We start from the raw sequence: 23,557 nt of genomic DNA, 5'->3' as shown, positions 1-23,557 counted from the left end.
TGACACGGATGGACGCGCCCCCGTCGACCCCGTCCGACCGGGCCGGCGACCGGCTCGGACGCTGCCTGAACCGGTTGGACGCGGCACGGCAACGGGCCCTGACGATCTATCTGACGCTGGGCGACCCGCTGACCACCGACCCGTCGGACCCGGCCCTGGCAGCGGTCGACGCGGGCGCGGACATCCTCGAGTTCGGCCTCCCGACCCCGAACACCCGCCCACGCGGCGAGGAGATCGCCCGGTCCTTCGAACGCGCCCGCGGCACGGACCAGGAGCAGTCGTGGGAGTGGCTCGGCGAGTTGCGCCGTACCGCGCCGGACCTCCCGCTGCTGCTCCTGGTGTACCCGGAGACGGTCGCCGACCTCGGCTGGGACCGCCTCCTCTCCCGAGCGGCCACGGCCGGGGTGGACGCCCTGGTGCTCGCCCGGCCGGACGGCCCGGACGATCTGGAGCGCATCGCGGCGGCCGGTCTCAGCGCCGTCCCGGGGATCGCTCCCGCCGCCGACCCGGCACTGGTCCGGCGGCTGGAGTCGGCGGCCGCCCACCTGACGTACCGGAACCTGGCCGACCGCACCGGGGCGGACCTCGACCTCGCCGCGGCCACCCGCCTCACCCGGCGGCTCGGTGAGACGGCCGGCCGGCCCTTCCTGGTCGGGTTCGGCATCCGGGACGAGGAGCAGATCCGGGCCTTCGCCACGGACGCGGCCGGCGTGGTGATCGGGAGCCGGTTGATCAGCGTGCTGTCCCGGACGGAGCCCGCGGCCCGTCCGAGCGCGCTGCGGCAGCACATCGGCCGCTGGAAGGCGGCCACCATTCTTGACGGATCGCCACCGGAGCGGTGAAACACATGCGAGTCGACATCATCGGCGGCGGCCCCGGCGGGCTCTTCCTCGCCGTCCTGCTCCGCCGGTACGCAATCGCGGACGACGTGCGGGTCTTCGAACGGAACGGCCCGGAGACGACGTACGGCTGGGGCGTCGTCTTCCCGGAGGGAGCGCTGGACGAACTCGGGCGGGTGGATCCGGTGACCCACGCGGCGATCGTCGACGCCGGCACCACCTGGACGCCGGTGGACGTCCGGTACCGGGACTCCCGGATGCTGGTGAACGGCAACCGGTTCCACGGCGTCCCCCGGGCCGCCCTCCTCGCCATCCTGCGCGACACCGCCACCGGGCTCGGCGCCCGGGTGCACCACCACCACCGGGTGGACAGCCTGGCCGACCACGCCGAGGCCGATCTCGTGGTCGGCGCCGACGGCGTGAACTCCGTGGTCCGGCAGGCCTACCAGGACGTCTTCCGGCCGAACTTCGAGCCGTCGGAGTTCCGTTACGCCTGGTACGGCGTCGACAAGGTCTTCCCCTACTTCACCTACATCTTCCGCGACACCGAGTGGGGCCGCTTCCACGGGTACTGCTACCCGTCGGGCCAGTCCTGGAGCTCGATGATCATCCACGTCGCCGAGGAGACCTGGCAGCGGGCCGGGTTCTCGCGGCTGAGCGAGGAGGAGTCGCTGCGCCGTTGCGAGGAGATCTTCGCGGCGGACCTCGACGGCCGGCCGATCCGGTCCAACGGCGCGCGCTGGGCCAACTTCCGGCAGCTCGACTGTGCCACCTGGCACCACCGCAACGTGGTCCTGATCGGCGACGCGGCCCACACCGCGCACTGGTCGATCGGTTCGGGCACCCGGCTCGCGATCGAGGACGCCATCGTGCTGGCCGACGAGCTGCGGGCCCGGACCGGAGGGCTCGGGGACGCCCTGGCCCGCTTCGAGCGCGCCCGGATGCCGAGGGTCGAGAAGTTCCAGCGGGCGGCGCGCAGGTCCGAGCGGTACTTCGAGAACGTGCACCGCTACGCCGACTTCGAGCCGATCCAGTTCGTCTACCAGCTGGTGGCCCGGTCCTGGCGGATCACCCATGCCGACATCGCGGACCGCGACCCCGAGTTCTCGGCCCGGTTCGACGGCTGGTTCCACGGCCGGGCGTCCGGACGGACGACGGAGCTGGCGCCGCCGCCCGCGTTCGCCCCGCTGCGGATCGGCGGGCTGCAGCTGGACAACCGCCTGGTGAGCGAGGCCGGGACGCCCGGGACGCTCGGCAGCGGCCTGGTGCTCGACCCGGCCCCCGGCGCGGCCGACCGAACCGGAGCGGTGGACCGGGCGGGAGCGGCCGACCGGAACGGCGCACCGACCTGCCGCCGGCTCGCCCCGACGGACGACCCCGGGAGCTACTCGCAGGCGGCCCGGCTGGCCCTCGAGGACGGCTGCTCGATGCTGATGCTCGACCTCTGCTCCGAGCCGTGGTCGGAGCTGCTGGCCGACCCGCCGAAGCGGGCCCTGGAGGCGCTGGAGGCGCTGCGGACCTGCTGGCCGGCCCCCCGCCCGCTCGCGGTGGCGCTCGGCCCCGACCCGGCCGGCCCCGCGCCCACCGAGCCGGGCGCCCTGGTGGCGCTGGCCCGGCAGCTGGCCGGACACGGCGCGGACCTCGTCCTGCTGGAGGCCCGCGGGTCCGCCGGCGAGCAGTCGAGCGTCCTCCCACTCGCCGACGCGGTGCGCAACGAAGCCGGGATCGCGGTCATGGTGGACGACTCGCTGCGCACCCTCGACCAGATCCACACCGTGCTCGCCGCCGGCTGGGCCGACCTGTGCGTCCTGCGGCCGGCGTTCGTCGAAACCCGAATGGAATCATGAGACCGTTCCCTACCGTCTCCCAGTACTGGAACCCGAAGACGGAGACCATGCCGCGCGAGGACCTCGCGCGGTGGCAGTGGCGGAAGCTGCAGCGCGCCCTGGAACACGCCAGGGGGCACTCGCCGTTCTGGCGCGAGCGCCTTCCGGAGGGCGTCTCCTCCCTGGAGGAGTACGTCGACCGGGTGCCGCTGGTGTACAAGTCCGACCTGATCGCCGCCCAGCAGAACGCGCCGGCGCCGTACGGCACGATGCCCTCGACCGATCCGGCGCTGGCGATCCGCTACCACCAGACCAGCGGCACCAGCGGCAACCCGCCGTTCCGCACCTTCGACACGGCCCGCGACTGGGCCTGGGCCGTCGACATGTGGTGCACGGCCCTGTACGGCGCGGGCGTCCGGGCCGGGCAGCGGGGTTGCGTCGCCTTCGGGTACGGCCTGTTCATGGGCTACTGGGGCATGCACTACGCCCTGGAGCGGGTCGGCGGCATGGTCGTCCCGATCGGCTCGATGGACTCCCGCAGCCGGGTGCGGCTGCTGATCGACCAGCAGGTCGAGGTCCTGGGCTGCACCCCCACCTACGCGATGCGGCTCGTGGAGACGGCCCGGGACATGGGCGTCGACCTGGCCGCGGAGGCGAACGTGGGGATCGTGGTGACCGGCGCCGAACCGCGCCCGGAGTCGACCGCGCGCGCGATCGCCGACGCCTTCGGGGCGCGGGTCCACAACTTCGCCGGGATGACCGAACTCGCCACCGTCTTCATGTTCGAGTGCCCGGCGAAACCGGGCGGCTGCCACATCATCGAGCCGGGGGTCATCGAGGAGGTCCTGCACCCGGTCACCCGGGAGCCGGTCGGCTACGGGGAGCAGGGCGTCCGGGTGATGACGGCCCTCGGCCGCGAGGGCATCCAGATCTTCCGCTACTGGACCGAGGACCTGGTGGTGAAGCGGCCCTGGCACGAGTGCGGCTGCGGCCGGACCTGGGACTGGTACGACGGCGGCATCCTCGGCCGGACCGACGACATGCGCAAGGTCCGCGGCATCTCGGTCACGCCGGTGATGATCGAGGACATCATGCGCGGGTTCGACCAGGTCAGCGAGTACCAGACGGTCCTGCGGACCGTGCGCGGGCTCGACACCGTCGTCCTGCGGGTCGAGCCGCGGCCCGCACCGGCCACCCGCCGGTCCGACCCGGCCGAGCTCTGCGAGCGCATCAGCACCGAGATGAAGCGCCAGCTCGGCCTGCGTCCGGAGGTCGAGCTGGCCGACCCCGGCAGTCTCCCCCGATTCGAAGTGAAGGCAGCGCGATTCCATGACGAACGAGCCGGTTGACCAGAACCCCGCGGCCGGAGCCCGGCTCTCGCCCGAGGAGGAGGAGCGGCTGCGGGACTGCTACCGCGTCCTGCACGGGCTGGCCGCCTCCTGCCAGGTGCCCTCCGTACGGGCGGCGGCCCGGGCCGCGGTCGCCGAGCTGCACGCCGCGCTCGACGGGCAGGCGCTGGACTTCGAGTACTACAGCCACCGCTGGAGCGACTGACCGCCGCCGTCCGGGTGAACCGAAAAAATCTTCAAACACCGGGCGGACGGATGTAGAGATCCCGACGACGGCACCGATGTCTCATGTGAACGGTGCCCGTGGGGCGCCGGATCCACAGAACGAAAGTCGAAAGGGCATGAGCATCATGCAGAAGATCGTCCAGCAGGCCATCGACGAGATGGTGGAGTCCGGCGCCGAGCAGGGAATCCAGGTCGCGGTGTACCAGAACGGCGAGCTGGTGGTGGACGCGGTGGCGGGCACCGCCGACGCGGACGGCCGTCCGGTCACCTCGGACATCCCGTTCTACAGCGCCTCGACCGGCAAGGGCGTGACCGCGACGGTGGTCCACGTCCTCGCCGAGCGCGGCGCCCTTGACTACGACACCCCGATCGTCGAGCTCTGGCCGGAGTTCGGTGCCCACGGCAAGGAGAACGCGACCGTCCGCCACGCGCTGACCCACTCGGTCGGCCTCCCGGCGGTGCCGGCCGACCTCACCGTCAAGGACCTGTCCGACTGGGACTCGATGGTCGCCCTGCTCGCCGACACCGAGCCCTGGTGGGAGCCCGGCACCAAGACCGGTTACCACGCGATGACCTGGGGCTTCGTGATGGGTGAGATCGTCCGCCGGGCCACCGGCAAGCCGATCTCCCAGGTGCTCAAGGAGGAGGTGGCCACTCCGCTCGGCATCGCGGACGAGCTGTACTTCGGCGTCCCGGAGACCGAGCTCGGCCGGCTGGCCCGCCTTGAGGACGCGCCCGGCAGCGCCGAGATGCTGGCCATGATGCCCGCCGACATGCCGCTGTTCAAGGCCACTCCGGCGGCCGTGACCCCGAGCGCCGACTACGGCAACAATCCGCTGGTGCTCACCTCCGACATCCCCTCGGGCGGCACCATGACGGCCCGCGCCGTGGCCAGGATGTACGCCGCGCTGCTCGGCGAGGTGGACGGTGTCCGGCTGATCTCCGAGGACCGGCTGCGGGAGGTCACGGCCGTGGCCACCGCCGACGTCGACCAGATGATCGGCTTCCCGATGCCGCGCGCCCTGGGCTACAACCTCGGCCGCCCGGGGGCCAACCCGCAGGACACCCTGTCCGTGTTCGGCATGCCCGGCATGGGCGGCAGCACGGCCTACGCCGACACCGAGACCGGCATCGCCTTCGCGCTGACCAAGAACCGCTTCTTCCCCGGTCCGGCCTCCGCCGTCGACCACCTCAGCGAGGTCATCGCCAAGGCCGCCGCCAGCTGAGACCTCGGACCGGGCCGAGCCGCCGCCACACCGGCGGCTCGGCCCTCGACAGTGCCCGACACCAGAACACAGTCACCCGAGGGGGACCACGCATGGCAGTGACAGAGAGACCCACCGGCAGCAGAGGCCGGGAGGCCCAGCCGACGAAGAAGGTTCCCACCCTCGAAGGGCTCCGCGGGCTGGCCGCCGTCGGCGTGCTCGCGTACCACGTGGCCTACGAGGCCAACGTCAGCCACTCCATGGCCGAGCCGGGGCACAACCTGTGGAGCGTGCTGGCCAACGGCCTGGAGGTGTGCCTGTCGCCCTTCTTCGTGCTGTCCGGCCTCCTGCTCTTCCGCCCGTTCGCGCGTGCCGCGATATCCGGGACCAAGCGCCCCGCCACTCTCCCCTTCCTCTGGAAGCGGGCGCTGCGGATCGTGCCGGCCTACTGGGCGATGGCACTGGCCGTCCTGCTGCTGCTCGACTGGGACAAGATCGACGGGCTCTGGTTCCTGCTCAAGCCCATCCTGATGGTGCACTTCGTGCTGACCAGGAACCCGATGGACTGGATCCCCGGTCTCGAGCCGACCTGGACCGTCCCGACCGAGCTGGTGTTCTACCTGAGCCTGCCGCTGGTCGGCTGGCTCGTCCAGAAGTTCGCGTCCGGCGGCGCCGACGAGAGCCGCCGGGCCCGCCGGCTGGTGCTGCCGCTGTCGCTGATCGCGCTGGCCAGCCTGGGCTGGACCACCTTCGCGTACCTGCCCGCCATGAAGGCCGACGTCTTCTACTACTCGTTCTTCCCCTTCGGCTCCTTCAGCTTCTTCGCCGGAGGCATGGCGCTCGCGGCGCTGCTGGCCTACGCCGAGACGAGGACCGAGCCCCCCGCGCTCTTCCGGATGGTGGCCGCGCGCCCCAACCTGTGCTGGCTCGGCGCGGGCGTGGTGTTCCTGCTCAACATCCCCAAGCCCTTCGGCATCCCGGGCATGGGCACCTACGGCGGCCTGGCCCAGCAGCTGACCATCCAGGTGCTCACCATCCTCTTCGCGATGCTGGTGGTGCTGCCGCTGACCGTCCCGGGCGTCAGCTCGCGGCTGATGGACGGCGTGCTCGGCAACCCGCCGGTGCGCTTCCTCGGCCGGATGTCGTACGGCATCTACCTCTGGCACCTGCCGATGATCCACTTCTGGTTCAAGAACGGAAGCGTCTTCGGCAACCCCGCGGTCCCGGTCGGCGCGTTCGTGGGCAAGGTGGGCTTCTGGGAGCTGCTGGTCTTCGTCCTCGCCGGTAGCGTGCTGCTGGCCACGGTGAGCCACTACCTCATCGAGCGTCCCGCCGAGCGGCTGCGCAACCTGGTGGGGGCGCGCCCGTGACCGAGGCGGACATACCCGGCACGGCCGGGGCGCACAGCCCCATGCGGTACCAGGACCTTCCGCAGCGGATCAACGTCGCCGACTGGTTCGTCGACCGCAACGACGGCGAGCGGACCGCGCTGATCACCCATGACGGACGCACCACGTACGCCCAACTGGGCAAGCTGGTCAACCGGGTGGGCCATCTGTTGCGCGGCCTCGGCATCGGGCGGGGCGACCGGGTCCTGATGGCACTGAGCGACGGCGTCGAGTACGTGGCGACGTGGTACGGCGTGCAGAAGATCGGTGCCGTCACCGCGGAGGTCTACAGCTACCTCCACCCGAAGGACTACCGGTACTACCTGGACTACGTGAAGCCGTCGATCACGGTGGTGGACCGGGCGACGGTGGCCGGGCTGCGCGAGGCCGGCGAGCGCAACCTCCTGGTGATGGGTCTGGCACCGGAGGAACTGCGCGAGGGCGAGCTGCACTTCGAGACGCTGCTGGCCACGCAGTCGGACGAGCTGACGGCGGTGGACGTCGACCGCGACGACATCGTCATGTGGAAGTTCACCACGGGCAGCACGGGTGCGCCCAAGGCCGTCCTGGTGCCGGCCCGCAGCCCGGTGCTGAGCTTCGACTGGTACGCCCGCGGTGTCCTCGGCCTGCGCCCGGACGACGTCGTGCTGCCGGTGCCGAAGCTGTTCTTCGGCTACTCGCGGGACACCGCCGTGCTGTTCCCGTTCGGTGTGGGCGCCGCCGGAGTCGTCTTCCCGGAGCGCACCACCCCGGACCGGATCTTCGACCTGATCGAGGAGCACCGGCCGACCGTCCTGGTCAACGTGCCGACCATGATCAAGGCGATGGTCAACCACCCCGACGCCCGCAGCCGGGACCTGAGTTCGCTCAGGCTCTGCATCTCGGCCGGCGAGGCGCTGCCGGGCGAACTGCACCGGAAGTGGCTGGACACCTTCGGCGTCGAGGTGATGGACAGCATCGGTTCCTGCGAGGTCTACCACGCCTACATCTCGAACCGGCCCGGTGCGGCCCGGATCGGCAGCCTGGGCACGGTGGTGCCGGGGTACCAGGTGGACGTGGTGGACCAGCAGGGCGATCCGCTGCCGGACGGCGAGCTCGGTGTCCTCCAAGTGGTCGGCGAGACGGCCGCGTCGGGATACTGGGAGGCACCGGAGCAGACGGCCGTGACCTTCCCCGCGGAGCACACGGTGCGCACCGGCGACCTCTTCACCCGGGACGAGGAGGGCTACTTCTACTACCGGGGCCGGGCCGACGACCTGTTGAAGGTCCACGGGGTCTGGGTGTCACCGATCGAGATCGAGGACTGCCTGCTGAACCACCCGGCCGTGGAGGAGTGCGCGGTCGTCGGCTACCAGGAGGACGGCCTCACCCTCACCAGGGCCTACGTGGTCGCGCGCGGCGAGGTCTCGGCCGACGAGCTGAAGGACTTCGTCCGTGCCCGGATGTCCCCGCAGAAGTACCCGCGGGACGTGCGGTTCGTGGTCACGCTGCCGCAGACCGCCAACGGGAAGGTGGACCGCAAGGCGCTCCAGCGGCTCTGAGCGGCTCCGGCGGCAGGCCGGACGAAACGGTCACCGGCGCGGCACGCACCATCGCCGCGCCGGTGACCGCTGTGCGTTCGCGGCGGCCGCAGAAGAAGTCCGAAGAAGTCCGAAGAATCTTCCCGGCGGATGTCGAAGTCGCGTCGTCTGATCCGACTACCTAGTGCAGGGCAGAGATGCCGGCTGCTGCGGCCGCCGGGGACGGAGTGGACGCCGCCCCGACGGCCGCATCGGAGCCGGCAGCGATGCTCGCGGCCGTGCTCGTACCGGTGCTCCGAACGGAGCTCCTGACGAGCTCGGAACAACGCCCTGAACGACGCTCGGAACGACGCTCGGAACGGAGGAAACCCCTTCACGCCCCTCTTCTCGTGTCGTGCGGTGTCCGCAGGGTGCCGCAGTCCGTCACAGGCCTTCTCCCTCACTCCTTTCGTGTGATCTGACCTGCGTGAACGCACCGTTCCACGGTGACCGTCCGGCCGCCGCACGGCCCTCCGGCGGTTCTTGACCGTCTTCCGCGCCCCGCTGTTACATAGCGGGAGTCGCCGACCGCAGTTGAAGCCTGCGCACTCACCGCCGCCCCGCCGGGCGCGGGTCGGCTGCCGGACAGACCGTTTCCGTTCACCTGGTGCACTCGGCTGCACCGCTGTCGTCCACGATTCGGAGACCGTTGATGATGCGGAACCACGAGGACCGATCCTGGCCTGCCACCAACGTCCCGCGAGGGAGCACGGTGGTCGTCCTCCGCACGGCGAAGCTCGGCTGGCTGGCCGGCGCCGAACGGCGCGTCAGGGCGCGCCCCACCGCCGTCCGCGAGGAGTTCGCACTGGCCGGGCAGGCGGTCGGCACCGAGCCCCTCCGGCCGGCGCTCGACCCCGAGGGGCTGGTCTTCGGCACCGCCGACGACCGCGCCCGGGCCCGGCTGCTCACCGTGCTGGCCGAGGTGCTGCCCGCCGGCCTCCTGGAGAACGAGATCGAGCGGCTCTACCGCTACGGCGACGACGCCCAGCGGCGCGGGGTGCTCCGGGCGCTGGAGCTGCTGCCGGTCTCCGTCGTGCGGCTCGGCCTGGAGCTGGTCGCCGACGGCCTGAGCAGCGACGACCCGCAACTGATCGCGGCGGCGATGGGCCCGTTCGCGGCCGAGCACCTCGACCAGGAGCAGTGGCGGCAGGGCGTGATGGCCTGCCTGCTCGCCGGTGTGACGCTGTCCGCGGTGTCACGGCTGGTCCCCCGCACCGACGGCGAACTGCTACGGATGGCCGACGCTCTGGCGCGGGAACTGCGGGCCACCGGAGGCGAGATCGGCCCCGACCTGCGCACCCTGCTCGGCATGACGGTGGTGCTGGCCCTGGTGCCGCCGCGCTCGCCGGACGGCCGGCGCTGAGCGGCTTCGACCCGCTGCTGCCCGGGGCGCCTCGCGCTCACCCGGTGCGGCTCCGGGCCCCGGGCGGCCGGTGGTCCCTCCCCCGTGGTGCGTCACCGGCGGTCCGTCCCGGGCGGTCCGTCACCCGTGGTTCGTCGCCTCGGCACGGGCCTCCAGGTAGCGGCGTTCGGGAAGACTGCCGGTCTGCCGGGCGGCCTCCCGGTAGCTGTCCCGGGCCGCCGCCAGATCGCCGCTCATCTCCAGCAGGTGGGCACGGACGGCGGCGAGCCGGTGGTGCCCCGCGAGCCGGCCGTCGGCCTCCAGGGTCGCCAGCAGGGCCAGCCCGGCCGCCGGGCCCCGGGCCATCGCGAGGGCGACCGCGTGGTTGAGCGTCACCATCGGTCCGGGGGCGAGCTGTTCCAGCAGTTCGTACAGGGCCACGATCTGCGGCCAGTCGGTGTCCTCGGCGCGCACCGCCTCGCCGTGCACGGCCGCGATCGCCGCCTGCACCTGGTAGGGCCCCGTCACCATCCGCGGGAGGGTCTCGGCGATCAGCGCCAGCCCCTCCTTGAGCGCGGCCTGGTCCCAGCGGGAGCGGTCCTGCTCGGCGAGCGGGACGAGGCTGCCGTCGGGCCGGGTGCGGGCCGGCCGGCGGGCGTCGGTCAGCAGCATCAGCGCCAGCAGGCCCGCGACCTCGCCCTCCCCGGGCAGCAGCCGGTGCAGCTCGCGGGTGAGCCGGATGGCCTCGCGGGCGAGTTCGGGCTGCTGGAGGTCGGGACCGCTGGTGGTGGTGTAGCCCTCGTTGAAGATCAGGTAGAGCACCTGCAGCACGACCGCCAGGCGTTCCGTGCGCTCGTTCTCCGGCGGCATCCGGAACGGCAGCCCGGTGGCCTTGATCCGCTGCTTGGCCCGGCTGATCCGCTGGGCCATGGTGGCCTCGGGGACCAGGAAGGCGTGCGCGATCTGCGCGGTGGTCAGACCGCCGACGGCCCGGAGGGTGAGCGCGACCTGCGAGCCCGGGGTCAGCGAGGGGTGGCAGCACAGGAAGAGCAGGGTGAGCATGTCGTCCTGCTCGGCCGCCTTGGGCTCCTCGCCCGGGCCGGGCGTCACCGTCTCGTCGGCCGGCGTGAGCGCGGCGACGGTGGCCTCACGGCGCTGGCGGGCCTGCTCGCTGCGCAGCCCGTCGATCACCCGGCGGGCGGCCACGGTGATCAGCCACGCCCGGGGGTTGTTGGGCACGCCCTGCTCGGGCCACTGGACGGCGGCTGCCAGCAGGGCGTCCTGGACGGCGTCCTCACAGGCGTCGAAGTGCCCGTAGCGGCGGACGACCGCGCCGAGGACCTGCGGCGCCAGCGATCGGAGCAGGCCCTCGACCCGGGCGTCACGGTTCATCGGGTTCAACTCTCCGTATCGGCTTCGAAGACGACCTGGCGGACCTCGATGCCGGTGTACCGGGCGTCGGGGATCAGGCCGGCCAGCTCGACCGCGCGTTCCTCCGACGCGCAGTCGACCAGGTAGTAGCCGGCGAGGAACTCCTTGGCGTCCAGGTACGGGCCGTCGGTGACCGCCGGCCGGCCGTCCCGGACCCGGACCGTGGCGCTGCCGGACGGATCGGCGAGGGCCTGGGTCATCACCATCTCGCCGGTGTCGAGGATCTTCTGCTGGAACGTGGCGTGCCCGGAGAAAACCGCGTTCCGCTCCCCCTCCGGAAGGCCGTCCCAGATGACCGGGTTCATATGGATCAGCAGCATGTACTTCATTCCATCATTCCTTGGTCCTTTGCGCGGTCGGCTGGTGCTCTGCACCTGAGACGTCGCCGCGAACGGCCCGCCCTCGACATCAAAGCCGAGATCCCGCTCCTTCGCCCGAGTTTCCGTCGGAGTTGTCGAGCCGGAGATGTCGAGACCGTACCGGCTGGTCCGACGTACCGGGTGTGACGGCACCCGCGGATGCCGAGTGCCCCGAGAAAATCCGGAAGGACCCCGTGATGAGCGACACCACACCCCCGAGCGGGCCCGCGCCCCGGGCCGGACGGCGAGAGTGGATCGGCCTGGCCGTCCTCGCCCTGCCCACCCTGCTGGTCTCGATCGACGTCTTCGTCATGCTGCTGGCCCTGCCCAGCCTGTCGGAGGACCTGCACGCCAGCAGCGTGCAGCAGCTGTGGATCACCGACATCTACTCGTTCATGCTCGCCGGCCTGCTCGTCACCATGGGGTCCATCGGCGACCGCATCGGACGGCGCCGGTTGCTGCTGATCGGAGCCGGCGCCTTCGGCCTCGCCTCCGTCGCCTCCGCCTACGCCGTCAGCCCCGAGATGCTGATCGCCTCGCGCGCCCTGCTCGGCATCGCCGGCGCCACCCTCGCGCCGGGCACGCTGTCGCTGATCACCACCATGTTCCAGGACGCCAAGCAGCGCGGTGCCGCCTTCGGCATCTGGGGCGCGTGCTTCTCGGCCGGCGCCATCATCGGCCCGCTCATCGGCGGCACCATGCTCGACCACTTCTGGTGGGGCTCGGCCTTCCTGCTCGGTGTCCCCCCGATGGTGCTGCTGCTCCTGCTCGGCCCGGTCTTCCTGCCCGAGTTCCGCAACCCCGTGGCCGGACGCCTGGACCTGATCAGCGTGGTGGAGTCGATGGCGGCCGTCCTCCTCGCCATCTGGGGCCTGAAGGAGATCGCCAAGGACGGCTGGGAGCCCGCGTCGATCGCGGCCGTGCTGGTCGGCATCGGCTTCGGCATCCTCTTCGTCCACCGCCAGCGCCGCCTCACCAACCCGCTGCTCGACCTCAGCCTGTTCGGCAACCGCGCCTTCTCGGCGGCCCTGGTCAGCCTGTTCCTCGGCACCATGCTCACCGGCGCGGTGATGTTCTTCGTCACCCAGACGCTGCAGTTGGTCTACGGCCGTGACCCGCTCCACGCGGGTCTGTGGATGCTGCCGGCGATCTTCGCCAACACGATCAGCTTCGGCATCTCCCCCAAGCTCGGCCAGCACCTGCGCCCGGCGTACGTCATCAGCGGCGGGCTGGTCCTCGCCGCCGCCGGCATGCTGGTGATCACCATGGCGGAGCCCGGGTCGAGCCCGGGCGTGCTGATCACCGGCTTCGCCATCGTCTTCCTCGGCTCCGGCCCGATGGTCACCCTCGGCATGGGCCTGGTCATGGGCTCCGCACCGCAGGAGAAGGCCGGGTCCGCGGCCGCGCTCAACGAGACCAGCGGCCAGCTCGGGTTCGCCCTCGGCATCGCCGCCCTCGGCAGCATCGGCACCGCCGTCTACCGCGGCTCGCTCGACCTTCCCGACGGACTGCCGGCCGACGCGATCCGGGCGGCGAAGGACTCCCTCGCGGGCGCGACGGAGGCCGCCGGTTCGCTGTCCGGTCAGCTCGCCCAGGCCCTCCTGGCACCCGCCCGGGCCGCCTTCGCCGACGAGCTCCACGCCGTGGTCACCGTCTCCGGCGTCCTGCTGGTCGCCACCGCCGTCCTGGTCTCCTCCCTGCTCCGCCACGTGCCGCCCACGGGCCAGGCCGCGGCCGAGACCACCGCGGAGGGCACCGAGGACTCCGTCCCCGCGGCCGGCTGACCGCGGCGCCCCGCCCGCCCGGCCCTGACGGGCGGGCACCCCGCACGGCCACGATGCCCGTGCCTACCGACGACCCTCGCGGTGTCGGCAGGCACGGGCATCCGACCGTTCCGGGTCATCGCCCGCCCCCGACTCCGAACAACCGGACGAAAGAGGAGGACCGACGGTGTCGAATCCCCCACCCCGAGTTCGACGTACGGGCACCGGTGGCGCCGGATGCCGCTCGAAGGACCGGACGGCGCCACCCGAACGATCCCCGCCCCGGAGAAAGGGACTGCCTTGAACTCCCTGTTACCCGCACGGGCGATGACGCTGCCGTCGCTCGAGGGCCTGCGGGCCGTCGCCGTCGTCTTCGTCTTCGCCAACCACGCGCTGCTCCTCCCCGTGTTCTCGGACCCGTCCGCCCACTCCGTCTTCAACACCCTGACGGGCAACGGACGCGTCGGATTCCTCGCCGTCTCGGTCTTCTTCGTCCTCAGCGGATTCGTCCTCACCTGGTCGGCCCGACCCGGCCGGAGAACGGTCGACTTCTGGCGGCGCAGACTCATGCGCATCGGCCCCTCCCACGTCCTGATCGCGGTCGTCGCCCTGAGCCAGTTCGCCGCCGCGGGCGACTCCATCCGATGGGTACCGGCCATCGCCGGCCTCTTCCTGGTGCAGACCTGGTGGCCCGACCAGGACGTGATGCTCTACCAGTTCAACGGCCCCAGCTGGACCCTCTCGGTGGACCTGCTGTGCTACGCGCTGTTCCCGCTGCTGCTCCGGTTCGTCAGGCGGCTCGACCACCGGGCACTGTGGCCCTGGCTGCTCGGCCTCGGCGTGACGGCCGCCCTGGTCCCGGTGATCAGCCAGCCGCTGCTCTCGGGGTACCCGCCGAGCTTCTTCCCCGCGGGGTCCTGGCCCCAGATGTGGGCGCTGTGCTTCTTCCCGCCCGTGCGGACGATGGAGTTCGTGATGGGCATGCTCCTCGCCCGGATCGTCGCCGAGGGGCGGTGGCCGAGGATCCGCGTCCTGCCGGCCGTCGCGCTCAACCTCGCCGTCTTCCTGCTGCTGGCCCGCCTGCCGGCCGTCTTCATGGTCGCGGCGCTCTACCCGGTCCCGGCCGCACTGCTGATCGGCGCGCTGGCCGCCGGCGACCGCTCCGGCAGACGCTCGATCCTCGACACCCGCTTCATGATGTGGCTCGGGGAGCTGTCCTTCGCCTTCTACATCGTCCACATCACCGTGATCTTCGCGGCGCACGCCGCGCTCTCGGGTCAACTGGTGGGCTACATGGGCCGGTACACCCCGAAGTCCTTCTCCACACCCGTCGCGATCGTGCTCATCCTCGGCCTCTACGCCCTCTGTCTGGCGGTCGCCTGGGTGCTGCACAAGACCGTCGAGGTACCGGCCATGCGCCGCTGGGGCTCACCGAAGACCCGCCCCGCCTCCGGCCGACCGAACCCGGAGCGCCAGCTCCAGACCTGATCCCGTCACCGCGGGGGAGTGCGCGGAACCCCGGGAAAGCCGGAAGCCCGGGGGCCACCAGGCCCCCGGGCTTCCGGGCTTCCGGTCAGGCGGAGAAACCATCGCTGAAGACGATCGGCCGGAGCTCGATGCCCAGGCCCTCGACCGCGGCGTCCGGGATCATCGCGGCGACTTCGTGGGCGCGCTGCTCGTCCTTGACGTCGACGACGTAGATGCCGCCCATGTACTCCTTGGCCTCGGCGTACGGACCGTCCGTCACCGCGGGCACCCCGCCGCGCACGCTCACCACGGAGCTCTGGTCGACCCCGGCCAGCGCCAGGGTCCCGACGAACTCGCCGGTCTCCTTGAGCTTCTCCATGAACCCGCCGTGCCCCTGGAAGACGGCGTTGCGCTCCTCCTCCGACATCGCATCCAGGACCGCGGCGTTCGGGTACATCATGATCAGGTACTTCATGGTTCCGCTCCCTGCGACGAGAGGCGCCAGCTGCGCCCCCTCCACTACATCGTCGGCGCCGAAGCGCCGCTCTCGACATAGTGGCGAAGAAGTGCCTCCCCTCCCAATCGGATCGCCGGAGTCCGCTTCAGGAAGTCGGGACGCCGAAGGCGGAGGGCGGCACCGGTCGACGGGCGGAGCGCAGGACGCGCAGCAGGGTGCGCGGGTGCATCAGGGACTGCGGGGAGGCCACCAGTCCGGCGATCCGCACCAGTGCGTCGGTCACCCGGGGGTCGTGGACCGCCGCCCGCTGCGCCAGCGCGGCGTACCGGTTGACCAGGGCGGTCTGGAGGTTCCGCTTGCCCTTGACCCCCGAGTAGCCCAGGTCGGTCACCGCGGCGAACGACCACGGGGAGCGGATCTCGCGGGCGACGTCGCGGAAGTAGGCCTGGGGCCTGGGCAGCCGCCGCCCTGCGGTGTGCCGGCGCAGCACCAGCGCCTGCAGCGAGGCCGAGGTCATGCCCTGGGCGTAGGCGGGGTTGAAGCTGCAGATCGCGTCGCCCATCACCAGCAGTCCGGCCGGAAAGCGCTCCAGCCGGTTGTAGTCCCGGCGGACGCTGGCCGGAAAACGGAAGCGCAGGGGCTCGTCGAGGGGTTCGGCGTCGCGGATCGCCTCGTAGATCTCGGGGACGGGCAGCGACCGGACGAAGGCGTGGAACCCTTCCGGGTCGGTGGGCGGGTGGTCGCCCAGGAGCCCGGTCACCGACAGCTCCACCCGGTTGTCGTCGCCGGGCACCCGGTAGAAGAACGCTCCGCGCGGGTGCGAGGGCGTGGCGGCCGGGATGATGGCGATGTCACTGTCGAACGGGTCCTTCTCCAGCCGGTAGTGGCGGGTGGTGTACGCCAGGTCGATCTCGATCCGTTCCTCGGGGGGCGCCTGGTACCCGAGGTCGGCCAGCCACAGCGGGGTCCGCGAGCCGCGGCCGGTGGTGTCGACGACCAGGTGCGCCGAGAGCGTCTGCTCCTCGGCTCCCGGGGTGCGGGCCTGCACCCTGACCCCGGTGACCCGGTGTCCGGAGGCGTCCGTCACCGGGGCGATGACGTCGTGCTCCTCCAGGAACGACACCTCCGGCAGCGCCCGCACCCGCTCGCGCAGGTGGTACTCGAGCACCGGCCGGGTGGCGGGCACGGACGGCAGGCCGGTGCGGGCGGGGCTCAGCCGCAGCCCGTTGAAGTACCACTGGATGTCGTTGCTGAAGTCACCGGGCCGCACCCCCGCGCCGATCAGCTCGTCGGTGAGGCCCGGGAACATCGACTCCATGATCTGGTGTCCGCGGGCGACCAGCCCGTGGGCGTGGTTGCCGTGCGGGACGCCGCGGCGCGGACCGTGGACCCCGAGGATCTTGTCGCGCTCGACGATCACGACCCTCGGGTAGGACTCGGAGAGCACCCTGGCCGCCAGCAGGCCCGCAATGCTTCCGCCGAGAACCACGGCACATTCGTCGGTACGGGTGGCCATGAAGGTCCCCTCTCTCGGTTAACCGGTCGGGTAGGGCGGTCAGTTCGCGGACGGCCGGAACTGGCCGGGGGTGCGGCCCTCTCCGGCGGGGCCCCGGTAGGCCTGGGCGATGTCGAGCCAGGCGTCGGCGTCCTTGCCCTCGGCCGTCAGGGCGAGGTCGTCGCGGTGCCGGCGCCGGGTCACCAGGAGGCAGAAGTCGACGGCGGGACCGCTGACGCGCTGCTCCGCGTCGGCGGGGCCGAACTCCCAGCGGGCGCCCGACGGTGCGGTGATCTCGAACCGGAACTCGGCCTCGGGCGCCGCGAGTCCGCGCGCCTGGTACCCGAAGTCCCAGGTGCGGACGGCGAATTCGACCAGGTAGCGGAGGCGGTCGGTGTGCTCGCGGTGCACCCCGAGCGTGTCGGCGATGTCCTGGCCGTGGCCGAACAGCTCCATCATCCCGGCGGCGGCGAGCACGGGCGCCGGCAGCGGGCGGACCAGCCACGGCACCGGCTGACCGGCCGGTACGGCGGCGAGGGCCTGCTCGGCGGTCCGCCGCTCGACGTTCCAGGTCTCCAGCAGGACCTTCGGCGCGCCGGACGCCAGGTAGGGCGCCAGGTAGGGCTTGAGGGCCTGCTGCACCGCACCGTCGAAGTCCTGCCCGGCGCCGGCGGCCATCGCCTTGAACGTCTCGGGGTCGGCCGCGGCCGTTCCGGCCAGCTTGAAGGTGGCCGCGAGGTGGGCGATCTGGTGGGCGATGGTCCAGCCGGGCGCCGGGGTGGGCCGCGCCCAGTCGTCGTCCGCCAGGTTCGCCACCAGGGCGTCGACGGCGTCGCCGTCCGCCGCCAGGGCGGACATCACGTCCTGTGAGTCGGGCATGCCTGTTCCTTCCGTCAGGGGGATCCGCAGATGCCGACGCCTTCTCAACGCGCTGCACGGGGCGTCGGATCGGGGGCCAGCCCAGTATCGGCCGGGCGGAGAACGGCGGGCTTCTCTGCTCGTGCTGTGCGCACGGCGCGCTCCCGGACCAGCCCGTTCGCCCTCCGTACCAGGCACTTCGCCGGAGCACGACAGGCCGGCCGACCGACGGATTCCGTCGGTCGGCCGGCCTGTCGGCTGTCGATCAGTCGAGCATGGGGTCAGGGGGAAGCGGGGCGGTGGATCACTGGATCAGTGGGGCGGTGGCGCGGTGGCGCGGTGGCGCGGTGGCGCGGTGGCGCAGTGGATCAGTGGCGCAGTCGGTCAGTCGGTCACCGGCTCCAGGCCGGCCAGGGCGAGCCGGTGCCGGCGGCTGATGTACCAGGCGGCCGCGCCGCACAGCAGGGCGAGGGCGGAGACCGCCACCAGGACGGCCGAGGCCGAGGAGACCAGGCTCGCCAGCAGCAGCGGCCCCATCAGGCCGCCCAGCCGGTTGAACAGGGAGACCCACCCGGTGGTGCGGCCGCGCCGTTCCGGCTCCGCCAGGTCGGCCGCGATCGGGAGGAAGATCGCGGCCATCGAGTTCACCGAGAACAGTGCCGCCACCAGCGCGCCCGCGGCGATCCAGCCCACCTCGGCCACCGCGCCGCTGGCGGTGAGCGCCAACAGCAGCACGGCGGTGGCGGTGGCAAGGCCCGCCGCCATCGAGGTCGGGCCGAAGCGGCGGTAACCGAGCATCAGCAGCAGGGCGCAGGGGATCATCACGATCGCCGCGACGGTGAGCATCAGGTTCGCGGTGTGCACCGGTACGCCGCCGATCCTGGCCAGGCTCGGCACCCAGGTGGTGAGGCCGAAGGTGAGCAGGCCGATCAGGGTGGCGAAGGCGCGCTGGAGGCCCTGGGTGAGCGCCCGGGAGGAGCGGGGCAGGTGCGGGACGGCCGGTGCGGCCTTGGCCGCCACCGGGGCGGGGGCCGAGGTGCGGTTGGGGACGAAGGGGGTGAGGAGGGCCAGCGCGGCACCGGTGGGGGCGCCGATCAGCCAGAGGATCCGCCAGCCGAACACCGGTTCCAGCCACAGGGCCGAGCCGGCGGCGACCAGGTAGCCGACCGCGGTGGCGACGACGGAGAGCGCCACCACCACCGATCCGCGGACCTTTCCGCCGACGGTCTCGGTGAGCAGGGTGATCAGCAGCGGGGCGAGACCGCCGACCGCCAGGCCCATCAGGCCGCACATCACCAGGTTTCCCTCGAAGGTGGGCATCGAGCCGCACATGCTGGTGGCGGTGAAGCCGAGGGTGGCGATCAGGTAGGAACTGCGGCGGCCGATCCGGTCGGTGAGCACGCCGAACAGCAGCGCTCCGGCCGCCGTCCCGGTCAGCCCGCAGACCGCCAGCAGCGAGGCCGTCCGCGGATCGAGCCCGTACTCGGCCCGCAGACCGGGGATGACGAAGCCCAGTGTGGAGGTCTTGCTGATGTCGATGGTCAGGGCGGCCGTACCGATGAGGGCGACGAGCAGCCGGCCGCGCCGTCCCGTCCCGGAGTCGGCGGCGGTGGCTTTCGGCCGCCCGCGCAGGGCGGCGCCGGCCACCACGAGGAGCAGGCCGGCGAGGGCGGTGAACATCTCCGGCATCTCCGACAGCGCCATGCCGTGCAGCTTCCGCCCGTCGTCGGCCGGCATGTGGGCCATCGGCATCGCGGGGTCCATGGCGAAGGAGTGGTGGAAGGCCACCGCGGAGGAGACCAACACGATCAGGCTGCCCAGGGCGAGGAGCACTGTGGCGCCGGTCGTTCGGCCGGGGGCTGTGGTGGACAAGAGCGACCTCCGTTGACCGCTGGTGTGGTGATCGCGCGCCGGGGCGTCGACATTGCTCCTCCGGCCGTCGGCCACCCCGGAATGTCGCGCTGAGTGACTGGAAAGCTATGCCCGGCGTCGGGAGGGCCGCTTCTCGCATTGTGCGGGGATCCGAGGGTTGTCGGCGCGAACGTCCCTGACATAAGGGCATTTTGCTTCACTGAGGGAATGAGTCCGCGTCGCCCCGATCCCGGTGCCCGTCCGGCACTGGTGGACATCGCAGCCCGGTTGCTGGCGGAGGAAGGACCGCAGGCGCTGTCCGCCCGCCGCATCGCCAGCGAGATCGGCACCTCCACCATGGCCCTGTACACCCACTTCAACGGAATGCGCGGGCTGGTGCGCGCCATGGTTCACGAAGGGTTCACCCGGCTCCAGCACTACTTCACCCTGGTGGAGTTCAGCGACGACCCGGTGAGCGACCTGGCATTGCTGGGTCGTGCGTACCGGTGCAATGCGCTGGACAACCCCCACCTGTACGCGGTGATGTTCGGGGGTTCCTCGCTGGCCGGTTTCTCGCTGGGCGAGGAGGACCGGCAATACGGCCGCTACACCCTGGCCGGCGTGGCCGAATGTGCCGCCCGCTGCATCGAGGCGGGCCGGTTCCGCGCGGAGGACGCCGAACTGGTGGCGCACCAGATGTGGTCGGCGGTGCACGGCCTGGTCGTCCTGGAGCTCGGCGACTACCTGACCGAGCCCTGCCCCGCCGATCGCCTGCTGGAGGCTCAGTTGGTGGGGCTGATGGTCGCGGCCGGCGACACCCTGGAGGCCGCCGTCGCCTCGGTGACGGCCTCCGCGGAGCGGCTGTGGGAGGAGGTGGACCCGGCGACGAGCGACTCGGACTGAGGACGGGCCGTCTCATCCGTCACACCCGTCACATGAGACCTTTCTAATCACATCAGCATCACCCATAACATTCGAGCGCCCCCCTCCGACGCATCTCGTCAATTGCTTCAAAAGTTCAAACACATACCGGCCGGTATTGAGCGCTTCGGCTTTGCCAAATAAACGGGGCGAAGAAGTCGTTGAACTTGTCATGTCCGCCTGCTACGGTCATCAGTCGTTATCACGGTGCCACGCTGTGTCACCGCCCTTAACGGAAGGGGGAGGGAAAACCTCGCGCGCTCCGGTACTCGAAGGCCGATTGTCCCACGCGGCCGCGTCCCAGGACGCAATACTGTTCCAGGACGCAGTACCGGAGTGGAGTTTCCGTCGTCCACCGGTACTTGCGAGAATCTGGAGTCACCTTGAAGCCGGCAATCGAAGAGGCTGTGGCCCGAGCCATCGAGGTCATGCACGAGAACATCGGCGAATTGCTGACCATAGACGATATGGCACAGGCAGCCGTGTACAGCAAATTCCACTTCTCCCGGGAATTCCAACGGGTCACCGGAGTGTCACCGAGACGTTTCCTGTCCGCCATCCGCATCGAGGCCGCCAAGCGGCTGCTCATCGAAACGGACCTCAGCGTGACCGAGATCAGTCATCGGGTCGGCTACAACAGCGTCGGCACCTTCAGCTCACGGTTCGCCAGCAGCGTCGGCACGTCGCCCACGATGTTCCGCCAGTTACGCGGCTTCACCACCAGCATCGAACTCGACAGGCGGCGCTGGGCCCGGCCGGCGGATCTGGCCGCCGTCCGCGGCGAGATCCTGGCCACCGACGCCGACGAACTCGGCCGCGTCTTCGTCGGACTCTTCCGCACCCGCATCCCCGAGGGCCGACCGGCCGCCTGCACCGTCCTCCCCCGCCCCGGCGCGTTCCTCCTCGAAGACGTACCGCCCGGGACCTGGTACCTCCTCGCGCACTCCGTCCCCGCCTCGTTCGACGAAGTCCTCACCGGCGAGGTCTCCGTCGGCTCCGTCGGCCCCATCCAGATCAGGGCGAACGTCCCGCCGAAGCCGCTCGAACTGCACCTGCGCCCCGTGCACGCCCTCGATCCACCCGTCCTGCTCGCGCTGCTGGACGTCCGGTCGGCAGCCCTCTCCAGGAACGAAGAACTCCCCAAGGCCGGCTGAACCGGCCTCGGGGAGCGTGACGATCAGGCCCGGGGCGGAGCTCCGGGCGACACGGGGATGCGGGACGGTCTTCGGACTCCCCCTCCGGGGGAAGGGAGTTCGAAGACCGCTTCGGCTCGGCGGCCGACTCGGGCCCGCCGTCGCCCCGGGTGACTCAGGCCCGGGGGTGGCTCAGGCCCGGAAGTGACTCAGGCCCGGGGGTGACTCAGGCCCGTCGCCGCACGGCGATGACCGCCGCGCCCACCAGGCACGCGACGGCGGCGGTGACGTAGGCGAGGTGGTACCCGGCGAGCTGGTCCGAGCCGGTCCCCGCGACCAGGACCATCACCGCCACGCCCGCACTGGCGCCGATCTGCTGCGTCACGACGTTCACCGCACCGGCGACGGCGTGCTGCCGCTCCGGGACACCGGAGAGGCCGGCGGAGGTCATCGAGGGGAAGTTCAGCCCCTGGCCGATGCCGCTGACCACCAGACCGGGCAGCACGTGCAGCACGTAGTTCCCGTCCTGCGGCGTGCCCATCCACAGCCCGGTGCCCACGCCGATCAGGACGAGGCCGACGGCCATCAGGGTCCGCGGGGAGTACCTGGCCAGCAGCCGGCCGGTGGCGAAGTTGGCGGTGAGGAACACGGCCAGGGACATCGGCACCAGGGCGATGCCGGACTCGAAGGGCGAGTAGTGCAGCATCCCCTGGAGGTACAGCGGCGCGAAGAACAGCATCCCGACCGAGCCCATGTACTGGAGGAACGCGGCCAGACTCGCCTCCCGCACCGAGGCGATCCGGAACACGCCGAGCGGGAGCACCGGGTCGGCGGTGCGGTGCTCGCGCACCACGAACAGCACCAGGGAGAGCACCGCGGCGCCGAGCACGATCCACGCCGTGGCGCCGCTGCTGCTCACGCCCACGATGAGCAGGGTGAGGCCGAGGGTGCCGGTGATCGCGCCGGGCAGGTCCAGCCGGCCGCGGTGCCCGACGCCGTCGGGCAGTCCGACGCGGGTCGCGCCGAGCACGCCGAGCCCCAGCAGCACCGAGAACCACAGCACCGAACGCCAGCCGAAGAACTCGGTCAGCACGCCGCCCAGCAGCACCCCGCCACTGAAGCTCGCGGCGCCGACGGCCGCGTACACCCCGAAGGCCTTGTTGCGCGCCGGACCGGCCGGGAAGGTGTCGGTGAGCAGGGCCAGCGCGGCCGGCCCCGACAGGGCGGCCCCGATGCCCTGGACCGCTCTCGCGCCCAGCAGCGTGACGGTGTTCGGGGCCACCGCCCCGATCAGCGCGGAGACGGTGAACAGGGCGACACCGACCTCGAAGACCCGCCGCCGTCCGAGGACGTCGGCCAGTCGGCCGCCCACCAGCAGGAAGCCGGCGAAGGTGACGGCGTAGGCGGTCATCACCCACTGGAGGGTGCTCTCGTCCAGGTGGAAGCGCTCCCCCACGGACGGCAGGGCCGCGTTGAGCACTCCGAGGCCGCTCACGTCCAGGGCGAGCGCCCCGGCCAGGACGCCGAGGGCCAGCCCCGGCCGACGGACCGGTGCGACCCCGGTGCCGGTGGTGCCGGTGGAGTCGGTGGAGTCGGTGGAGTCGGTGGTGTCGGTCATGCGGGCCTGCCGTCGGAGTCGTGACCGGCGCGGGCCCGTCCGGGGTGGTCGCCGTGTCCGGCTAAGAAGCCGTCGGCATCGGATGACGCCCTATCAAATTTGTCAACTGCCATGCGGACAGCTTGCATTGGCCGATAGTCCGCTGTCCACTCCGCCTCACGTGTGCAGACGGAACTGAGCGGTACCGTCCGAGGAGATCGAATCGGACACTTTGGCGATCAAATCTCGCCAGCGCTTCAACCGGACCGGAAAGTGCGCAATCCTGGAGTCGCTGGACTCTCCGCACCCAAGGGCGGATGGAAGAAGCAGCACTGCGAAATCCCAGCAGCGAGATTGCACGACAGATCCGCCGGCAGGGTCATACGGGCCGGCGAGAATTCCACAGTGAGCCGCTGGATCGCGACCGCTCAAGTCACCTCGAAGTCCGCCGTCCTCACCATGCGTCGGGCACAGCCCGGCCGCGCTTCGAGT

Annotated in this window: 19 protein-coding genes; 12 read left to right on the top strand and 7 right to left on the bottom strand. The window is 71.5% G+C overall.

From position 1 onward, the window contains the following. Positions 1 to 8: 8 nt before the first annotated feature. The 8 genes from ABZ449_RS23585 to ABZ449_RS23550 all read left to right on the top strand — a co-directional run bounded on the left by ABZ449_RS23585 (position 9) and on the right by ABZ449_RS23550 (position 9,754). Positions 9 to 842, top strand: a complete 834-nt coding sequence (locus ABZ449_RS23585; RefSeq protein ID WP_360349142.1) for a tryptophan synthase subunit alpha — start codon at positions 9 to 11, stop codon at positions 840 to 842. Between the two features lie 5 nt (positions 843 to 847). Continuing rightward, entirely contained in the window at positions 848 to 2,686 is a 1,839-nt protein-coding gene (locus ABZ449_RS23580) for an FAD-dependent monooxygenase (RefSeq protein ID WP_360349139.1), read from the top strand. Further along, a complete protein-coding gene (locus ABZ449_RS23575; RefSeq protein WP_360349136.1) occupies positions 2,683 to 4,014 on the top strand; it encodes an AMP-binding protein in 1,332 nt (443 codons plus the stop codon). Before ABZ449_RS23580 ends, ABZ449_RS23575 begins: the two co-directional genes overlap by 4 nt. Beyond that, positions 3,995 to 4,219 carry a DUF6052 family protein gene (locus ABZ449_RS23570; protein WP_360349134.1) on the top strand — a complete coding sequence of 75 codons (225 nt, stop codon included), beginning with the start codon at positions 3,995 to 3,997 and terminating at the stop codon, positions 4,217 to 4,219. The genes ABZ449_RS23575 and ABZ449_RS23570 overlap by 20 nt, the downstream gene beginning before the upstream one ends. Positions 4,220 to 4,355: 136 nt before the next feature. Beyond that, positions 4,356 to 5,465: a serine hydrolase domain-containing protein gene (locus ABZ449_RS23565; protein WP_360349131.1), complete on the top strand. Its 1,110-nt coding sequence runs from the start codon at positions 4,356 to 4,358 to the stop codon at positions 5,463 to 5,465. Between the two features lie 92 nt (positions 5,466 to 5,557). Further along, positions 5,558 to 6,814, top strand: a complete 1,257-nt coding sequence (locus ABZ449_RS23560; RefSeq protein WP_360349128.1) for an acyltransferase — start codon at positions 5,558 to 5,560, stop codon at positions 6,812 to 6,814. Next, entirely contained in the window at positions 6,811 to 8,373 is a 1,563-nt protein-coding gene (locus ABZ449_RS23555) for a benzoate-CoA ligase family protein (RefSeq protein WP_360349125.1), read from the top strand. Before ABZ449_RS23560 ends, ABZ449_RS23555 begins: the two co-directional genes overlap by 4 nt. A gap of 670 nt (positions 8,374 to 9,043) precedes the next feature. Further along, a complete protein-coding gene (locus ABZ449_RS23550) occupies positions 9,044 to 9,754 on the top strand; it encodes an EboA domain-containing protein (protein ID WP_360349122.1) in 711 nt (236 codons plus the stop codon). Between the two features lie 120 nt (positions 9,755 to 9,874). On the opposite strand, the gene ABZ449_RS23545 is transcribed toward ABZ449_RS23550, so the two are convergent. Together ABZ449_RS23545 and ABZ449_RS23540 are read right to left on the bottom strand one after the other, a co-directional pair. Then, positions 9,875 to 11,125, bottom strand: a complete 1,251-nt coding sequence (locus tag ABZ449_RS23545; protein ID WP_360349119.1) for a sigma-70 family RNA polymerase sigma factor — start codon at positions 11,123 to 11,125, stop codon at positions 9,875 to 9,877. A gap of 5 nt (positions 11,126 to 11,130) precedes the next feature. After that, a complete protein-coding gene (locus ABZ449_RS23540; protein ID WP_360349116.1) occupies positions 11,131 to 11,493 on the bottom strand; it encodes a YciI family protein in 363 nt (120 codons plus the stop codon). 227 nt (positions 11,494 to 11,720) lie between these two features. Between ABZ449_RS23540 and ABZ449_RS23535 the strand changes: the two genes are divergently transcribed. Then, positions 11,721 to 13,307 carry an MFS transporter gene (locus ABZ449_RS23535; protein WP_360349113.1) on the top strand — a complete coding sequence of 529 codons (1,587 nt, stop codon included), beginning with the start codon at positions 11,721 to 11,723 and terminating at the stop codon, positions 13,305 to 13,307. A 279-nt stretch (positions 13,308 to 13,586) separates the two neighbouring features. Then, complete coding sequence (locus ABZ449_RS23530; protein WP_360349110.1) at positions 13,587 to 14,774, top strand: acyltransferase; 1,188 nt, start codon at positions 13,587 to 13,589, stop codon at positions 14,772 to 14,774. An 85-nt stretch (positions 14,775 to 14,859) separates the two neighbouring features. On the opposite strand, the gene ABZ449_RS23525 is transcribed toward ABZ449_RS23530, so the two are convergent. From ABZ449_RS23525 to ABZ449_RS23510, 4 genes are all read right to left on the bottom strand, one after another. Beyond that, the gene (locus ABZ449_RS23525; RefSeq protein WP_360349107.1) at positions 14,860 to 15,228 is read right to left on the bottom strand and encodes a YciI family protein; all 369 of its coding nucleotides are present in this window, start codon (positions 15,226 to 15,228) and stop codon (positions 14,860 to 14,862) included. A 127-nt stretch (positions 15,229 to 15,355) separates the two neighbouring features. Continuing rightward, on the bottom strand, positions 15,356 to 16,726 hold the full coding sequence (locus tag ABZ449_RS23520) for an FAD-dependent oxidoreductase (RefSeq protein ID WP_360349104.1): 1,371 nt from the start codon (positions 16,724 to 16,726) through the stop codon (positions 15,356 to 15,358). 39 nt (positions 16,727 to 16,765) lie between these two features. Beyond that, on the bottom strand, positions 16,766 to 17,584 hold the full coding sequence (locus tag ABZ449_RS23515; RefSeq protein WP_360349101.1) for a TIGR03084 family metal-binding protein: 819 nt from the start codon (positions 17,582 to 17,584) through the stop codon (positions 16,766 to 16,768). Positions 17,585 to 17,947: 363 nt separating this feature from the next. Continuing rightward, positions 17,948 to 19,435 (bottom strand): MFS transporter, encoded by a 1,488-nt coding sequence (locus ABZ449_RS23510; protein ID WP_360349099.1) that lies wholly within the window; start codon positions 19,433 to 19,435, stop codon positions 17,948 to 17,950. A gap of 207 nt (positions 19,436 to 19,642) precedes the next feature. Between ABZ449_RS23510 and ABZ449_RS23505 the strand changes: the two genes are divergently transcribed. Further along, positions 19,643 to 20,317: a TetR/AcrR family transcriptional regulator gene (locus ABZ449_RS23505; RefSeq protein WP_360349096.1), complete on the top strand. Its 675-nt coding sequence runs from the start codon at positions 19,643 to 19,645 to the stop codon at positions 20,315 to 20,317. A 446-nt stretch (positions 20,318 to 20,763) separates the two neighbouring features. Continuing rightward, positions 20,764 to 21,489, top strand: a complete 726-nt coding sequence (locus ABZ449_RS23500) for a helix-turn-helix transcriptional regulator (RefSeq protein ID WP_360349094.1) — start codon at positions 20,764 to 20,766, stop codon at positions 21,487 to 21,489. A gap of 205 nt (positions 21,490 to 21,694) precedes the next feature. On the opposite strand, the gene ABZ449_RS23495 is transcribed toward ABZ449_RS23500, so the two are convergent. Beyond that, positions 21,695 to 23,086 (bottom strand): MFS transporter, encoded by a 1,392-nt coding sequence (locus ABZ449_RS23495; RefSeq protein WP_360349091.1) that lies wholly within the window; start codon positions 23,084 to 23,086, stop codon positions 21,695 to 21,697. Between the last annotated feature and the right edge of the window lie 471 nt (positions 23,087 to 23,557).

This window comes from Kitasatospora sp. NPDC005856 (assembly GCF_040629945.1).
In the GTDB taxonomy this organism is placed as follows: domain Bacteria; phylum Actinomycetota; class Actinomycetes; order Streptomycetales; family Streptomycetaceae; genus Kitasatospora.
The sequence above is the reverse complement of the archived record's forward strand: the minus strand, read 5'-3'. Positions and strand labels throughout refer to the sequence as shown.

Bases quoted from the DNA above. Each gene is read 5' to 3' on its own strand.
- ABZ449_RS23585 (WP_360349142.1), top strand. From the start codon at position 9: ATGGACGCGCCCCCGTCGACCCCGTCCGACCGGGCCGGCGACCGGCTC.
- ABZ449_RS23580 (WP_360349139.1), top strand. From the start codon at position 848: ATGCGAGTCGACATCATCGGCGGCGGCCCCGGCGGGCTCTTCCTCGCC.
- ABZ449_RS23575 (WP_360349136.1), top strand. From the start codon at position 2,683: ATGAGACCGTTCCCTACCGTCTCCCAGTACTGGAACCCGAAGACGGAG.
- ABZ449_RS23570 (WP_360349134.1), top strand. From the start codon at position 3,995: ATGACGAACGAGCCGGTTGACCAGAACCCCGCGGCCGGAGCCCGGCTC.
- ABZ449_RS23565 (WP_360349131.1), top strand. From the start codon at position 4,356: ATGAGCATCATGCAGAAGATCGTCCAGCAGGCCATCGACGAGATGGTG.
- ABZ449_RS23560 (WP_360349128.1), top strand. From the start codon at position 5,558: ATGGCAGTGACAGAGAGACCCACCGGCAGCAGAGGCCGGGAGGCCCAG.
- ABZ449_RS23550 (WP_360349122.1), top strand. From the start codon at position 9,044: ATGATGCGGAACCACGAGGACCGATCCTGGCCTGCCACCAACGTCCCG.
- ABZ449_RS23545 (WP_360349119.1), bottom strand. From the start codon at position 11,125: ATGAACCGTGACGCCCGGGTCGAGGGCCTGCTCCGATCGCTGGCGCCG.
- ABZ449_RS23540 (WP_360349116.1), bottom strand. From the start codon at position 11,493: ATGAAGTACATGCTGCTGATCCATATGAACCCGGTCATCTGGGACGGC.
- ABZ449_RS23535 (WP_360349113.1), top strand. From the start codon at position 11,721: ATGAGCGACACCACACCCCCGAGCGGGCCCGCGCCCCGGGCCGGACGG.
- ABZ449_RS23525 (WP_360349107.1), bottom strand. From the start codon at position 15,228: ATGAAGTACCTGATCATGATGTACCCGAACGCCGCGGTCCTGGATGCG.
- ABZ449_RS23520 (WP_360349104.1), bottom strand. From the start codon at position 16,726: ATGGCCACCCGTACCGACGAATGTGCCGTGGTTCTCGGCGGAAGCATT.
- ABZ449_RS23515 (WP_360349101.1), bottom strand. From the start codon at position 17,584: ATGCCCGACTCACAGGACGTGATGTCCGCCCTGGCGGCGGACGGCGAC.
- ABZ449_RS23505 (WP_360349096.1), top strand. From the start codon at position 19,643: ATGAGTCCGCGTCGCCCCGATCCCGGTGCCCGTCCGGCACTGGTGGAC.
- ABZ449_RS23500 (WP_360349094.1), top strand. From the start codon at position 20,764: ATGCACGAGAACATCGGCGAATTGCTGACCATAGACGATATGGCACAG.
- ABZ449_RS23495 (WP_360349091.1), bottom strand. From the start codon at position 23,086: ATGACCGACACCACCGACTCCACCGACTCCACCGACTCCACCGGCACC.